The organism is Gracilibacillus halophilus YIM-C55.5 (genome assembly GCF_000359605.1).
Classification (GTDB): Bacteria; Bacillota; Bacilli; order Bacillales; family Amphibacillaceae; genus Gracilibacillus; species Gracilibacillus halophilus.
Genome location: NZ_APML01000023.1, coordinates 22,838 through 38,061, shown reverse-complemented (window position 1 = coordinate 38,061; position 15,224 = coordinate 22,838). Strand labels below are relative to the sequence as shown.

At 37.9% G+C, this 15,224-nt stretch carries 16 protein-coding genes; 13 read left to right on the top strand and 3 right to left on the bottom strand.

Translation table 11 applies throughout. The annotated features are described in order from the left end of the window. Positions 1-155: 155 nt before the first annotated feature. Together J416_RS07045 and J416_RS07040 are read left to right on the top strand one after the other, a co-directional pair. Positions 156-905, top strand: a complete 750-nt coding sequence (locus tag J416_RS07045; protein ID WP_003467466.1) for a YebC/PmpR family DNA-binding transcriptional regulator — start codon at positions 156-158, stop codon at positions 903-905. A gap of 99 nt (positions 906-1,004) precedes the next feature. Beyond that, the gene (locus J416_RS07040) at positions 1,005-1,574 is read left to right on the top strand and encodes a BofC C-terminal domain-containing protein (RefSeq protein ID WP_003467463.1); all 570 of its coding nucleotides are present in this window, start codon (positions 1,005-1,007) and stop codon (positions 1,572-1,574) included. Positions 1,575-1,687: 113 nt separating this feature from the next. Here J416_RS07040 and J416_RS07035 read toward each other — a convergent pair whose 3' ends face one another. Then, on the bottom strand, positions 1,688-2,836 hold the full coding sequence (locus J416_RS07035) for an MFS transporter (protein WP_003467460.1): 1,149 nt from the start codon (positions 2,834-2,836) through the stop codon (positions 1,688-1,690). A 192-nt stretch (positions 2,837-3,028) separates the two neighbouring features. Between J416_RS07035 and ruvA the strand changes: the two genes are divergently transcribed. Genes ruvA through yajC form a run of 6 tightly spaced genes read left to right on the top strand, consistent with a single transcriptional unit; the run spans position 3,029 to position 7,356 of the window. Beyond that, complete coding sequence (ruvA, locus tag J416_RS07030) at positions 3,029-3,634, top strand: Holliday junction branch migration protein RuvA (protein WP_003467447.1); 606 nt, start codon at positions 3,029-3,031, stop codon at positions 3,632-3,634. Between the two features lie 18 nt (positions 3,635-3,652). Next, the gene (gene ruvB, locus J416_RS07025) at positions 3,653-4,654 is read left to right on the top strand and encodes a Holliday junction branch migration DNA helicase RuvB (RefSeq protein WP_003467446.1); all 1,002 of its coding nucleotides are present in this window, start codon (positions 3,653-3,655) and stop codon (positions 4,652-4,654) included. Further along, positions 4,651-4,851, top strand: coding sequence for a DUF2905 domain-containing protein (locus J416_RS07020; protein ID WP_003467444.1), 201 nt, complete (start codon positions 4,651-4,653; stop codon positions 4,849-4,851). The genes ruvB and J416_RS07020 overlap by 4 nt, the downstream gene beginning before the upstream one ends. A 16-nt stretch (positions 4,852-4,867) precedes the next feature. After that, positions 4,868-5,896: a tRNA preQ1(34) S-adenosylmethionine ribosyltransferase-isomerase QueA gene (gene queA / locus J416_RS07015; protein WP_003467443.1), complete on the top strand. Its 1,029-nt coding sequence runs from the start codon at positions 4,868-4,870 to the stop codon at positions 5,894-5,896. 32 nt (positions 5,897-5,928) lie between these two features. Next, entirely contained in the window at positions 5,929-7,068 is a 1,140-nt protein-coding gene (gene tgt, locus J416_RS07010; protein WP_003467441.1) for a tRNA guanosine(34) transglycosylase Tgt, read from the top strand. 21 nt (positions 7,069-7,089) lie between these two features. Then, positions 7,090-7,356 (top strand): preprotein translocase subunit YajC, encoded by a 267-nt coding sequence (yajC, locus tag J416_RS07005; RefSeq protein ID WP_003467440.1) that lies wholly within the window; start codon positions 7,090-7,092, stop codon positions 7,354-7,356. Between the two features lie 140 nt (positions 7,357-7,496). Here the strand turns inward: yajC and J416_RS07000 are convergent, their stop codons facing one another. Continuing rightward, positions 7,497-7,871, bottom strand: coding sequence for a TIGR04086 family membrane protein (locus J416_RS07000; RefSeq protein ID WP_003467439.1), 375 nt, complete (start codon positions 7,869-7,871; stop codon positions 7,497-7,499). Between the two features lie 218 nt (positions 7,872-8,089). Between J416_RS07000 and J416_RS06995 the strand changes: the two genes are divergently transcribed. Continuing rightward, complete coding sequence (locus tag J416_RS06995; RefSeq protein ID WP_003467437.1) at positions 8,090-9,391, top strand: ArsB/NhaD family transporter; 1,302 nt, start codon at positions 8,090-8,092, stop codon at positions 9,389-9,391. A 74-nt stretch (positions 9,392-9,465) separates the two neighbouring features. Next, positions 9,466-10,155 (top strand): DUF421 domain-containing protein, encoded by a 690-nt coding sequence (locus J416_RS06990; RefSeq protein WP_003467435.1) that lies wholly within the window; start codon positions 9,466-9,468, stop codon positions 10,153-10,155. Positions 10,156-10,351: 196 nt separating this feature from the next. Here the strand turns inward: J416_RS06990 and spoVB are convergent, their stop codons facing one another. Beyond that, complete coding sequence (gene spoVB, locus J416_RS06985) at positions 10,352-11,905, bottom strand: stage V sporulation protein B (protein WP_003467434.1); 1,554 nt, start codon at positions 11,903-11,905, stop codon at positions 10,352-10,354. Positions 11,906-12,023: 118 nt separating this feature from the next. Here spoVB and J416_RS06980 point away from each other — a divergent pair, with 118 nt between their 5' ends. From J416_RS06980 to J416_RS06970, 3 genes are all read left to right on the top strand, one after another. Further along, entirely contained in the window at positions 12,024-12,317 is a 294-nt protein-coding gene (locus J416_RS06980) for a post-transcriptional regulator (RefSeq protein WP_003467433.1), read from the top strand. A 60-nt stretch (positions 12,318-12,377) separates the two neighbouring features. Continuing rightward, positions 12,378-14,639 (top strand): protein translocase subunit SecDF, encoded by a 2,262-nt coding sequence (secDF, locus tag J416_RS06975; RefSeq protein WP_003467432.1) that lies wholly within the window; start codon positions 12,378-12,380, stop codon positions 14,637-14,639. A 175-nt stretch (positions 14,640-14,814) separates the two neighbouring features. Further along, a complete protein-coding gene (locus J416_RS06970; protein ID WP_003467431.1) occupies positions 14,815-15,168 on the top strand; it encodes a LapA family protein in 354 nt (117 codons plus the stop codon). The last annotated feature ends 56 nt before the right edge of the window (positions 15,169-15,224 follow it).

Genomic DNA, 15,224 nt, shown 5'->3' with positions numbered 1-15,224 from the left:
ATGTGATTTACCAGGAAATCCGTGTAGACCGACCAAGAGATTTCCCCGTAAATTTTCATTTCAGAATTGGTATTGTGCGTACAAATTTTTCAAGGATATGAACTTATGATAAAGTAAAAGAGGAAACTTGTAGTTTGATGGAGAGGTGAAAATAGATGGCAGGACATTCAAAATGGAAGAATATTCAACGACGGAAAAATGCACAAGATGCAAAACGCGGGAAAATTTTCATGAAACTTGCAAAAGATATATACGTTGCAGCTAAACAGGGCGGTGGGGATCAAGAAATGAATCCCGCTTTGCGTACAGCAGTGGATAAAGCAAAAGCGAACAATATGCCAAATGAAAATATTGACCGTGCCATAAAGAAAGCGACCGGGGATTTAGATGGTGCGAACTATGAAGAATTGACATATGAAGGTTATGGTCCAGGTGGTATAGCTGTGATGGTTGAAGTTTTAACAGATAATAAAAATCGTACCGCGTCTGAACTACGTCACGCTTTTAGTAAAAATGGCGGAAATTTAGGTGAAAATGGCTGTGTTGCTTTTATGTTTGATCGTAAAGGATATATTGCTATTGACCAAAACCAAACGGATGCCGATGAAGATGACATGATGTTAGAAGCGATTGAAGCAGGTGCAGAAGAAATGGAAACAACCGATGGCGCTTATGAAATTTATACCGATCCTGATCAGTTTACTGATGTGCGCTCGAACCTAGAAGAAAGTGGATTTATTCTTGATACAGCAGAAGTGACAATGATGCCGCAAACATTTTCTAGTATTGAAGATCAAGATAAAAGCAAAATGATTAAGCTTGTTAACATGATCGAAGATATGGAAGATGTGCAAGAAGTGTATCATAATTTAGATGCCGATGAAGAGACCATGGCACAGCTATAAGTTTATATGATATCAATGAAAATGAAATCTTTTAATGATGTTTAAAATGCGAAACATCGGACATCCTAATAGTAACCTATGTTCATAGGAGGGTGTCCGATGAAACGATATTGGGTACACATAACGATATTAAGCATACTTATGGTAGCAACTCTTGCCAGCTATACCTTTGTCGAATCGCGTTCCGATGACAAGTCGAACGTCGAAGTGAATACTGAGGAAAATACGGCTGTGGTTGCCAATCAACCAGTAAAGATTGAAGTCACCTTAGAGAAGCATTATATAGACGGAAAAGTTGAAAAAGAACAAAAAACGGAAACTGTACTTTCCATGCCAGATTTTTGGGCTAGTTATCAAGAATGGAATCTAGTGGATCAATCGCAGGGACACGTTCATTTTAGACAACAGATTGATGACATTTCGCCATATACCAAAGCGCATGGTTATTTCGGAATAAAAGATGGTATATTAACGATTTTTGAAGGTGTGCCTGTTAATGACGCTGCTGTACAGTCTTTTTATCAGATTGAAACAGAAGAATTAGAGACTCGTTTATATAACCAATTAAAAGAAGGTATCAAAATAAACTCAAAGCAAGACTACACAAACGTTCTAGAGACTTATCGTCCTTATCAAGACACAAAAGCAGTCAATGGGGATGGGGCATAAAATAAATAGGAAGAATGTTGATCCCCAGTCAAGCGAGTTATTTTTTCAGTGACGTTATGTTTATAACCTGTTACATGTCTAATGACCACTTGTCCCATCCACATTTTTAATGGTTACTGGTGATATCGCTTATATGTAATGAAAATACCGATCATCGCTAGGGAAGAAAAAGCAGCCATTACGAAATACATGCTTGATGAGCCAAAAACATCTAATACAGAGCCTCCCAATGTCCCGCCGACTGCACCACCAAGTCCAAAACATGTTGATGCGAGCAATGCCTGTCCTGTACTTCGTAAATGGTTAGGAACAAAGTGAACCGCCGTCTGTAAGGCAACTAACCAAAATAATCCAAATGTAATCCCTTGCGAAATTTGTAAAAATGTAATCCATGCTGCTGAATCAATCGTTGCATATAATATCCAACGAATAGAATAAAAGAGTGCAATCAAACCGAGTAAAAATAAATGATTATATTTCATGACTTGACTTGATAAATAATAAAAGACGGGAACTTCGCTGAACGCCGCTAAAGACCATGCAAGACCAATCATTAATGTACTTGCTCCTAATCCCTCTAAATGTAGTACTAACATCGTGTCATTCATGCGATGAGGAATAATCACAAGAAAACATAAAAATAAGAAAAACATAAAAGGCTTTGTCCGAAACACTTCCTTGACACCAGTTAATGTTACAGGTTGTGAGGAATGGTTTTGATCTTTTAAAAAGCAGGTTAAGAAAATAACCACAAGAATGAGAAACCAAAAGACAATATAAATTTTCTCAATTCCAATCCAATCTAATACTGGACCGGAAAGAACAGCTGTTGAAGCAAAACCAACTGATCCCCATAAACGAATTTTTCCGTAATCACCGCGCCTATTTTTGCCCAGTGATTTAATGGCCATGCTATCAAGTAAAGGTGCTACTGGTGACATGACAAAGTGAAACAAAATAAATGAAAGAAAAACGACCACAAACGATGTCTGAAAAAAGATACTAAAACTAATCGCCATTACGGCCAAGTAAAGGAGAATGAGCAAACCTTTAATCGTTTTATATCGATCACTGATATAACCGAAAAAAGGTTGAGCAATAATGCTTGCCATGGGGGCGATGCCCATGATCATACCGATTTCAACGGAGGAGAAATCACGGTACGTTAAAAATAATGGTAAAAACGGTAAGATAAGTCCTTTGTTACTTGCGTTAAATAAAGTTAGCGCTTTCAAAAATGTGATTTGTTTACGATTTGTCATAGATTGTTCATCCTTTTTTCATATTCATTGATATAATGTATCATAGAAAGTAGGAACAAAGCATTTGATTTGCTTATAACGATCAAAATAATATCCGTTCTTTAACAGGATAAACTTGAATCATACCGGCATGTAAGCTATGATAAAATACGAACATATGATTCATTCTGTGAACAGATAGGGGAATCGACCATGATAGCATATATAAAAGGAAATGTTGAAGATATCAATGATCAAGCAGTGATTATTGAAACAAATGGTATTGGTTATGAAGTCATTTACGCCAATCCTTATGATTTTCAGTCAAAAATAGGAGAAATCGTAAAAATACATACATTTCATTATATTCGAGAGGACGCGCAAATGCTTTATGGGTTCAAAACACCAGATGAAAAGCAACTATTCTCACAAATCTTAAACGTTTCTGGTGTTGGGCCGAAAGGGGCATTAGCAATTTTAGCTGCCGCTTCTGTTGGTGACGTGGTCGTTGCGATCGAACAAGAAGACGAGAAATTTCTGACGAGTTTTCCAGGAGTCGGGAAAAAAACAGCACGACAAATGATTTTAGACCTAAAAGGAAAGTTACCATTTACAGCACCTGATGCAACAGAAGTGGTAAATGAACAAACTCAGCATGATACAAGTGACAATCAAGCATTATTAGAAGCCATCGAAGCACTAAAAGCTTTAGGATATTCGGAGAAAGAAATTAATCAAATAAAACCAAAATTGGTAGAAGAACAAACAGACCAACCGGATGTGTATATTAAAAAAGGTCTCTCTTTAATGATGAAATAAGCAGAAAGGAGCACACCGATGGATGAGCGAATTATATCTGGAGAAGTTCAGGCTGATGAAGAAACGGAAGAACTGAGCCTTCGTCCGAAAGTATTAAAGCAATATATTGGACAACATAAAGCGAAAGAGAACCTTTCGATCTTTATTGAAGCGGCAAAAATGCGTAATGAACCGCTTGATCATGTTCTATTATATGGTCCACCTGGGTTAGGAAAAACGACAATGGCACAAATTATTGCTAATGAAATGGGTGTGCAGTTCAAATCGACATCTGGTCCAGCCGTCGAACGATCAGGCGATTTAGCGGCGATTCTATCCTCATTGGAAGTAGGGGATGTATTATTTATTGATGAAATTCATCGGCTCCCACGCGCTGTTGAAGAAATTCTATACCCAGCTATGGAAGATTTTTGTTTGGATATTGTCATTGGTTCAGGACCGAGTGCGCGAAGTGTGCAATTGGATTTACCACCTTTCACATTGGTAGGTGCCACGACAAGAGCGGGACTTCTCACCGCTCCATTACGTGATCGATTTGGTGTTTTAAGCCGATTAGAATTTTATGAAGTCGATGATCTGTGCGATATTGTGGAGCGAACGTCTGAAATTTTTGCTGTATCCATTGATAAAGGTGCTGCTCTTGAAATTGCTAGACGCTCTCGTGGGACGCCACGGATTGCTAATCGGTTATTGAAACGTGTCCGTGATATTTCGCAAGTAAAAGGGGAAACATCGATATCGATAGAAACAACGCAAAAAGCATTAGAGATGTTACAAGTTGATCAATCAGGTTTGGATCACATTGATCATAAATTACTTTTAGCGATTATAGATGGGTTTAGAGGTGGGCCAGTTGGTTTAGATACAATTGCTGCTTCTGTAGGAGAAGAATCACAAACGATTGAAGATGTGTACGAGCCGTATCTGCTACAAGAAGGATACATTCAACGCACACCACGTGGTCGTTTAGTAACAGATAAAGCGTATACCCACTTAAATCGGGAGGTGCCTCATACTTGACGGGATTTGGGAAAATCTTTATTGTTATAGGGGTTGTTTTCATTCTTATCGGGCTCTTATGGACCTTTATTGGAAAATTACCAGGAGATATAAGTTTTAAAAAAGGAAATTTCTCATTCCATTTTCCGATCATGACTTCGATCGTTGTCAGTGTTATTTTAACTTTGATTTTTTATATTATAGGACGTTTTAAATAAAAAGGAGATAAGCAATATGCGAATCGAGGATTTTGACTTTGATTTACCAGAGGAACTGATTGCACAAACTCCGTTAAAAGATCGATCAAGCTCACGTTTAATGGTGTTGCATCGACAAGAGCAACGTGTAGCTCATCACCATTTTTATGAAATGATCGATTTTCTACATCCAGGAGACTGCCTCGTACTAAACGATACAAAAGTCTTACCGGCTAGATTGTATGGCATAAAAGAAGATACGGGGGCAAAAGTAGAAGTTCTACTACTCAACCAAATCGAACATGATGATTGGGAAGTATTAGTTAAGCCAGCAAAAAAGCTTAAAGTTGGTACGAAAGTTACTTTTGGTCATGGACAACTAACAGCAACCTGTGTAGATACGATGGAACATGGTGGACGCGTGCTTCGCTTCGATTATGACGGGATTTTTTATGAAGTATTGGATGCGCTCGGTGAGATGCCGTTACCGCCATATATTAAGGAACAATTAGATGAAGCTGACCGCTATCAAACAGTATATGCGAAAGAGAAGGGATCTGCTGCTGCTCCGACAGCTGGTTTACATTTTACTGAAGAGTTGTTGGATAAATTGAAAAAAAAAGGAATTGAGATTGCTTTTATTACATTACATGTCGGCTTAGGTACATTTCGGCCCGTCAATGTAGAAAATATTACCGAACATGAGATGCATGCTGAATTCTACCAGATGACTGAAGAAACGGCAGAAACCTTGAATCGCGTAAAAGCAAAAGGTGGTCGAATTATTTCCGTCGGGACAACCTCCACACGAACATTGGAAACCGTCGCAAGAGATACGGGTGGCACATTTGAAGCAAGAAATGGTTGGACGGATATTTTTATTTATCCATCTTATCAATTTCAAGCGATCGATGGATTGATTACGAATTTCCATTTGCCGAAATCAACACTCATTATGCTTGTTAGCGCATTAGCGGGAAGAGATTTCATTTTGGAAGCTTATCAAACAGCCGTTAAAGAAAAATATCGCTTTTTTAGTTTTGGGGACGCTATGCTGATACTTTAATGGACGAAATGAACAATAGAAAGGATTCGAATATGGCAGCTATTACGTATGAACATATTAAAACATGTAAACAAACAGGCGCTCGTTTAGGGAAAGTCCATACGCCACATGGATCATTTGATACACCAAGCTTTATGCCAGTCGGTACGCTAGCAACTGTTAAAACGATGAGCCCAGAAGAATTACAAGAAATGCAAGCCAATATCATTTTATCGAATACGTATCACTTGTGGTTACGCCCTGGAGAAGATATTGTGAAAGAGGCTGGTGGTTTGCATCAATTTATGAATTGGGATGGGGCCATCTTGACTGATTCAGGTGGTTTTCAAGTGTTCAGCTTAAGTGACTTGCGAGACATTGTTGAAGAAGGAGTTCACTTTAGGAATCATATTAGTGGAGCTAAACTGTTTTTATCACCAGAAAAAGCAATGCAGATTCAAAATGACCTTGGTGCCGATATAATGATGGCGTTTGATGAATGTCCACCATATCCTGCTTCTTATGAGTATATGAAAAAATCAGTTGAGCGAACTAGTCGTTGGGCAGAACGCTGTTTAGAAGCACATCAAAGAAAGAATGATCAAGGGTTGTTCGGTATTATTCAAGGTGGAGAGTATGAAGATTTACGAAAATTGAGTGCACAAGATCTAACCTCCATGGATTTTCCAGGCTATGCGATTGGTGGATTATCCGTTGGTGAACCAAAAGATGTTATGAATCGCGTGCTGGAATTTACGACACCATTACTTCCAGCGGACAAACCACGATATTTAATGGGAGTTGGTTCACCAGATTCGTTAGTAGATGGTGCGATTCGTGGAGTCGATATGTTTGACTGTGTACTTCCGACTCGAATTGCTCGGAATGGAACATGTATGACCTCACAAGGTCGACTTGTTGTTCGTAATGCGAAATTTGCTCGTGATTTCTCACCACTTGACCCCGAATGTGATTGTTATACATGTCGTAACTATACGAGAGCCTACATTCGTCACCTTGTAAAAAATAACGAAACATTTGGTATGCGCCTTACGACTTATCATAATCTTTATTTTCTGTTAGAATTAATGGGACAAGTTCGTGAAGCCATTCAGCAAGATCGACTTGGAGATTTTCGAGAAGCATTCTTTGAACAATATGGATTCAACCAACCGAATGCTAAGAATTTTTAAGATAGAAAGGAGGGGGTATCTGTGGATGCAATTCTACTCAATTTAGCACCAATCGTCTTAATGGTTGTAATTTTTTACTTCTTATTGATTCGACCACAACAAAAGAAACAGAAACAAGTGCGTCAGATGCAATCAGATCTGAAAAAAGGGGATAAGGTTATAACCATTGGTGGTTTACATGCTACGGTGCATGCCATTGATGAAAATTCACTCGTACTTGAAGCTGGTGATGGTTCAAAACTTACATACGATCGCTCAGCAGTACGTGAGATCGTTGAACAATCCTAATAATGACAGAAGAACATTCAACATGTTCAGTTAGTTACTCAACTAGCGATCATGTTTGAATGTTCTTCTTTTTTTTCGTGAGAAGTTTGCATTTACTCATACGAATCTTTATAAAAAATTTTGACTGGATCATTGTTTGATTATGCTGTTTCTTCAGATGATAAATTCACACCAAGTATCGCTCCAAGCATTGCCAACAATAGATAAAACATGTGATGAATCATGTTTTCAATAGTGAAACCAGTGTCTAATCCAAGATAGCGATAGAGTAGAACAAATAGTGTAAACATTAGACTTGTAAGCACACCCACAAGAATCCCTTTTTGTTTTGATTTCACTCCTGCAATAAATCCACCAGCGAATAATGCTATAAAACTTACGAATAATGTCGTCCATGCTAAAGTTGATTCGCCTAGTGATGTAAAGCGTAACATGAACGCCAAAAGGAGACTAGAAAGAAGCAAAATGAACAAAATACTTAACCAACCATAGAGAACACTGACAAATGTTTTCATATTTGACACCTCCTATCAAATGGCTCAAGTTTATTCGAATTTGTTCCAGAAGAGAAATCGCTGATAACAAATAAGTCATTCTTTTGTTTATATTTATGCTTGTCTTTGAGAAATAGACGTTCGTTGACAGATTCCTATTGAATAGTTTGTCCTCGTCATGAATATAAATGAAAATAGCACGGCGGCTTGTCAACATCAGAATAGGGAGGAGAGCATTAATGGCAGTTGTTATGGCAGTAGCGGTATTTGTCGTGAGTTACATTTTTATTATGATGGAAAAAATAAATCGCGCACTTGTGGCACTATCTGGAGGGTTATTGCTTCTATTAACCGGCGTCTATCAGTGGGAAGACGCTGTTCAAAGTTATATTGATTGGCAAACAGTTGCTTTATTATTTGCGATGATGGTCCTCGTTGCAATTACCAAAAAAACGGGTGTATTCACGTTTGTTGCTATTTGGCTTGCTAAAACCGTCAACGGAAAGCCCGTTCCTCTCTTAGTTGGGATTGCTGTCTTAACAGCAATTGGTTCAGCTCTGTTAGACAATGTCACGACTGTTTTGTTATTTGTTCCTGTCATATTAACGTTGACTGATTTATTAAAATTACCTGCTTTTCCGTATTTACTAACAATTATTTTTAGTGCCAATATCGGTGGAACAGCAACGCTAATCGGTGATCCACCCAATATTATGATTGGTCAAGCGGTATCGCATTTGACCTTTGTTTCGTTTATTCAACATACTGCACCGATTTCGATGTTTTTATTTGTTATCATGTTGTTCGTGTTGATCCTTCTGTTTCGTAAACAATTACGTCAAATTGATCATGAACATGTAAAGCAGTTAATGGCCATGGATGAGGTAAGTTATATCAAAATATCGCCATTGCTCTATCAATCCATCTCAATTTTATTGTTAACGATTACAGGTTTTTTGCTTCACCCAGTGTTTCACATTGATTTAACACTTATCGCCTTATGTGGTGCTTTATTATTGCTCATTATAAGTGAAAAAGAAGTAGACACAGAAGCAATTTTTCAACAAGTGGAGTGGGTGACTTTATTTTTCTTTATTGGATTGTTCATGTTAGTTGGTGGGTTAGAAGAAGTTGGTGTAATTGATGAACTAGCAAGAGGGATAATGTGGTTGACTGAAGGAGATATGACAAACACAGCTTTATTACTACTTTGGACGTCTGGACTATTTTCTGGCATTGTTGATAACATTCCGTTTGTGGCAGCTATGATCCCTGTTATAAAAGAGTTTGAAACGTATGGTATGTCAAATTTAGATCCGTTATGGTGGTCGTTAGCCTTAGGCGCTTGTTTAGGAGGAAATGGAACGTTGATTGGTGCATCAGCTAACGTAGTGGTGGCTGGATTAGCTGAATCACAAAATAAACGAATTTCCTTTATGAAGTTTATGGTTTATGGCATACCGATTGTTATTTTGTCATTACTTTTTGCTACGATCTATGTCTATTTTCGCTACTTACTTCCATTTGAACAGCCATTATAAGTAGTCTTCATCGTATAATTCAAACAACAGTTGGAAAAGGTAGGATAGATGGAACGAACAAGGATGTGACAACGATGTCCTTCGAAGAATCCCTTTTGCTCATCGTACGGACACTTTTTTCATATGTCGTCATTATTGTGACCTTTCGTTTAATGGGAAAACGAGAAATCGGTGAATTAAGTTTATTAGATATGGTTGTATTTATTATGATTGCCGAGGTAGCCGTTATTTCGATTGAAGATTTGGAGCAATTTTTCGCCTATGGTGTGATTCCGATGACGGTATTGTTGCTTATTCAGCGATTGACCGCCTGGCTTTCGCTTAAAAGTCCCAAGTTTCGCGCTTGGTTCGATGGAAAGCCGTCGATCATTATTACGCAAGGGAAAATCGATGAATATGAAATGAAGAAAAATCGATTGAATTTTGATGACTTGTTGCAGCAACTACGAGAAAATGGAACAGAAAGCATTAATGATGTCGATTATGCGATACTTGAGGCTTCTGGCAAGCTATCGATCATTGAAAAGGATCAAGACCATTCGATTGGAAACCATATAGACGGTCTTGTTTTACCACTAGTCGTTGATGGGAGGATTCAAGATCAAGCCTTAGAACAATTAGGTAAAGATTCAACGTGGCTTATTCAACAAATTAAACAACGAGGTTATCCTGAACCCAAATACCTTTCGTTTTGCTCCATTGACGCCAATAATCAATGGTATATCGATATAAAAAATGAAAGAGGCTGGGACAAAACTAAATAGCAAGAGCAAGAATCCGAACAATTTTACATTAAGCGCAGGCAAAATACGGAGACTCCTGCGGGAAAGCACGAGCTGAAGATCCACTGTGTGAAGAGTCCATCTTCACACAGTTAGCTAAAAGCCGTGCCCGCGGAACGCGAAGTATTTTGCCTAAGCGGTATGTAAACTTAAACTTTAATGTTCGGATTTTTCTTTTCTAATTACTTTTTTGTCCCGGCCTCTTTTTTCGTAATTGGCGTAATTCGTCTTTGTTGATAAATTGTAAACTGAATAGAAATAGTACATAACAGATACAAAGTAAAAGTAAAACAGGAAGAAATTGTATGAAATTTGTAAAAGGAAAGATCTTGGACAGAAGAATACCAGCCCAATACGTAAGACCAAGCAAAACAATCATTTTGCCGATCATGAGCATCGGTATTCGAAATTGAATGCTACGGTATAGTGTGATCAGATGCAAGATTGTACCAATTATAACGCCAACACACATTCCAATCGCTGCACCATAGATACCGAAACTAGGACTGGTTGTTAATGCAATGAGAATAATAAACTTAATCATCGTTGCAATAATGCTATTCCACATGGCTTGCTTAGCAAGGTCTAATGCTTGTAGCGTGGCATTTAACGGAAATTGAATATACATAAATAAATAACAAGGTGCCATTAACTCTAAAAAACGGCTTGCACTCGTTGAACCATACATTGCATCTAAAATTGGTTCAGAAAATAAACTTAAGATGACAGTCGCAATCGCACCAGAGGCAAACGATAGCCGGATCGCTTGATGAATACGATATTGAATTAATTGATGGTGATTATGGGCTTCTGCTTCACTAATATTCGGCACTAATGCCACAGCCAGTGAATGGGTAATGAATGTCGGTAAAAATAACAACGGAAAAGCATATCCGGTGAGAATGCCGTACTGTTTGGTCGCTACAGCCGTTTTAAATCCCGCTAAAGCAAGACTTTGTGATACTAAGATAGGTTCTAAAAAATTAGAAACCGAGCCAACTAATCGGCTAGCAGTGCTAGGTATCGCAATTGAAAAGAGTTGTTGAAGGGTTTCTTTCCCTGTACGAAGGTAATCGAATAGTTGACTTCGTAGTTTGATTTGTTTTTTGATCCGAAACATATTGATCATAAATAGTAACGATACAGTTTCACCGATGATTACTGCTACCATCGCACCACTTGCTGCCCATTCAATACCGAATGGTGCGAGCCAACTAACGAGTGCGATGATACATCCAATGCGTACGATTTGCTCCAGTACTTGAGCAAAACTTTGAGGCTTCATATTTTGTTTCCCTTGAAAATAACCACGTAACACAGACGAAATCGCGCTAATGGGAATAATCGGTATAATCGCTAACAATGGATAATAAACTCGTTGATCGGTGAGTAAGTAATGGGCGATATACGGGCTGATCAAAAACATGACAACCGTTGAAATCATACTTAAACTAATGGTAATGGTTAAAGAGATAAGTAGGATTTGCTTAATTTTACGCTTGTCCTTTTTGGCATCAGCTTCTGCTACTCGTTTGGCAATCGCAATCGGTAATCCAATTTGAGAAATGGTGTACATTAAAAAGAGTGTCGGTAAGGCCATATTGTACAGTCCGATTCCTTCTTCTCCCATTAAGCGGGCGACAACAATACGATTAATAAATCCTAGAAATCGTGTGATCATTCCTGCTACAATTAAGATGATCGTACCTTTTAAAAAATTTTGTTTGGTCACTTTAGTCGACCTGCCTTCTCAAATGGAAATTTTTCATATACAATGAAGTATATGCATGAAGAGGGGACAAGCATGACAATTTTTATCATTTGATTGAGTCTGAGGGAGGATTCGCGTAATGTGTCAAACGAAACAAGTGTCACAGTGGCGTTCAGAAGTTCAAGAAGTCTTGGAAAGTAAGGTGTCAGAATTTCAATTGTTGGATTATCAAAAAACAACAACAGATGATATCTGGGCTTGTTTAATAGATAAAGTATGGAAGGGTGACCCAGAAAAAAAATTATATGAAGTCGTGCAAGATGTGTTCCATTTGCATCCAAGTCTTTATATGACCTATCTCACCCAGCAATCATGGCAAGATACGAATTTACAAGCTTCAATAGATGCCCTCTTTGGTGACGATGAATCGTAATTTTTAAAAGATGCTTGTCTGATAAATTTGTGGTATCGAGGGATTTAGGGAGGATTACATATGGTAAAAAAAGGAAGAATTATTGCGTTTTTCCTCATTGTTATAATTTTAGGAGCAACAATTGGAACAACTTATACAAACATTGCTAAAAACATAAATCTTGGTTTGGACTTACAGGGTGGATTTGAAGTTCTTTATACTGCAGAGACAATTGAAGATGGAGAAGAAGTAACGACAAAAAATCTTGAATCGACGACCCAAATTTTACGGGAGCGCGTGGATTCTCTCGGTATTAGTGAGCCGAGATTTAATATTGAAGAACCAAATCGCATTCGAGTACAGTTACCTGGTGTAGAAGATCAAGAAGAAGCACGTGACCTCTTATCTACATCAGCTAGTCTTTCTTTTCGTGATGTAAACGATAAGGAATATTTAGACGGATCGGATATTGTTAATGGAAGTGCACAACAAGATTTCTCACAAGATACGAATCAGCCGATCGTTACTGTCCAATTTAAGGATGCCGATCGTTTTGGTGACGCTACAAGAGAAATCATGAATGACCAAGATCTTACGAATCAAATTGTAATCTGGATGGATTATGAAGAAGGAGATTCGTACCAAGAAGAAGTACAGAAAGAAGATCCAAAATTTATTTCAGCACCAACATTTACAGATGTCCTGCAAAACAAAAGTATTCAGATTGAAGGACCTGATTTCACTGTTGATTCGGCTCAACGATTAGCGGATATTTTAAACGCTGGTTCTTTACCAGTTAACTTGGAAGAAGAATACTCAAGGTCGGTTGGTGCACAATTCGGTCAGCAAGCATTAGATAAAACGATTTTTGCTAGCGTGATCGGTATCATCCTAATTTTTGCGTATATGATTTTGTATTACCGATTCCCGGGTATGATCGCTGCCATTACATTAAGTATTTACGTATATTTAGTGTTACTTGTATTTGAACTGATGAATGGTGTGCTCACACTACCGGGAATTGCCGCACTAGTTCTCGGTGTAGGGATGGCGGTTGATGCCAATATTATTACGTATGAAAGAATCAAAGAAGAACTGAAAGAAGGAAAGTCGATAAAAGCGGCATTCCGTACAGGGAATCAGCATTCATTATCAACGATTATCGACGCGAATATTACTACATTAATTGCAGCTGCTGTTTTATTTATCTTTGGAACAAGCTCTGTCAAAGGGTTTGCTACATTACTGATTGTTAGTATTGTATTAAGTTTTGTGACGGCTGTATTTGGTTCACGTCTATTTTTAGGATTTTGGGTGAATAGTCACTTCCTTAACAAACGCCCTGGTTTCTTTGGTGTGAAAAAGCATCAAATAAAGGATATAAATAGTAAAGAGGAAGTACAACCAACCGTATTTGGTAGACAATTTGACTTTGTTGGTCATCGGAAGAAATTTTTCCGCTTGTCGCTCTTTTTAGTGGCGCTTGGTATTATCTGCTTGGCTGTTTTCCGTTTGAACTTAGGTATTGATTTCGTGAGTGGTTCACGTATTGAAGTGTTAGCAGATAGATCCCTTACAACGGAAGAAATTGAGAATGCTTATGACGAATTAGGCATGGAACCAAGCACTCAAGTGGCCATTCAAGGGGATGATGATCATATAGCCGTCACACGATTTGAAGATGATCTATCAAAAGACAAAATAGCTGAAGTACAAAACTATTTTGAAGAAAAATACGGGAATACACCAACCGTTAATACGGTATCACCGATTGTCGGACAAGAATTAGCCCAAAATGCGATATTAGCCGTGTTATATGCTTCCATCGGGATTATCATTTATGTCACCATTCGATTTGAATTTTATTCAGCATTAACCGCGATATTAGCATTATTACACGATGCGTTTTTCATTGTCGCCTTATTTGCGATTACACGTATCGAATTTGATATCACGATAATTGCCGCGATCTTAACGATTGTCGGTTACTCGATAAATGATACGATTGTAACGTTTGATCGAATACGAGAAAACATGAAAAAAGAAAAACGGATCAAATCGTTTGCAAAACTTGCAGGCATTATTAATAGAAGCTTAATGCAGACATTGGCACGAAGTATAAATACAGTGTTAACTGTAATTTTTGCTGCAACGATGTTACTTATTTTTGGCGCTTCAGCGATTACCAACTTCTCATTTGCGCTCGTAGTCGGTTTACTTGCTGGTACGTACTCTTCCTTATTTATTGCCGCTCAAGTATGGCTTGCTTGGCGAGGAAAAACAGTGGATGAGAAGCCGATTGATTATCGTGAGAAAAAAGCAAATGATGGACCACAAGTATAAAGCAAAAAAATGAACAGAAAAGATAGATGAACAGGACTTCCCCCTAAATTCATCTATCTTTTTTCTATTGCCGTTTGCAATCAACTTTTATTCATTTGATAACTAAAATCGACAAAAAGTTGTAAGTATTCTATACTAAAACAAAGATGACATCTTAGAGAAGGGGTGGATGATGATGCGTGGCCAAACGTATATTTTAGTTTCTGTATTATTTGCAGTCATTATTGCGATATTTGCCGTAATTAATGTGGAAGCTGTTGAAGTGAATTATTTATTTGGGACAGGAGAAGCACCATTAATTCTTGTGATTTTATTTTCTGTATTGATGGGGGCCTTTGTCACCGCTGCTGTAGGACTGGTTCGATTAATTCGACTTCAAAAGGAAATAAAGGCTCTTCAACAGGAAAATGAGAAGTTAAAAGCGAGTCACTCACAAGAAACATCTCACAAAAATCATTCTGCTGAGAATTCGAATCTTGAAGCGAAAGAAGAAGGACATACGGAAGATTTAGAACGAGAAACCAAATAATTCTGTTTGCTACCCTTGAAACACTTTTGTATAATAAGTGAGTCAGGGGTGAAGTT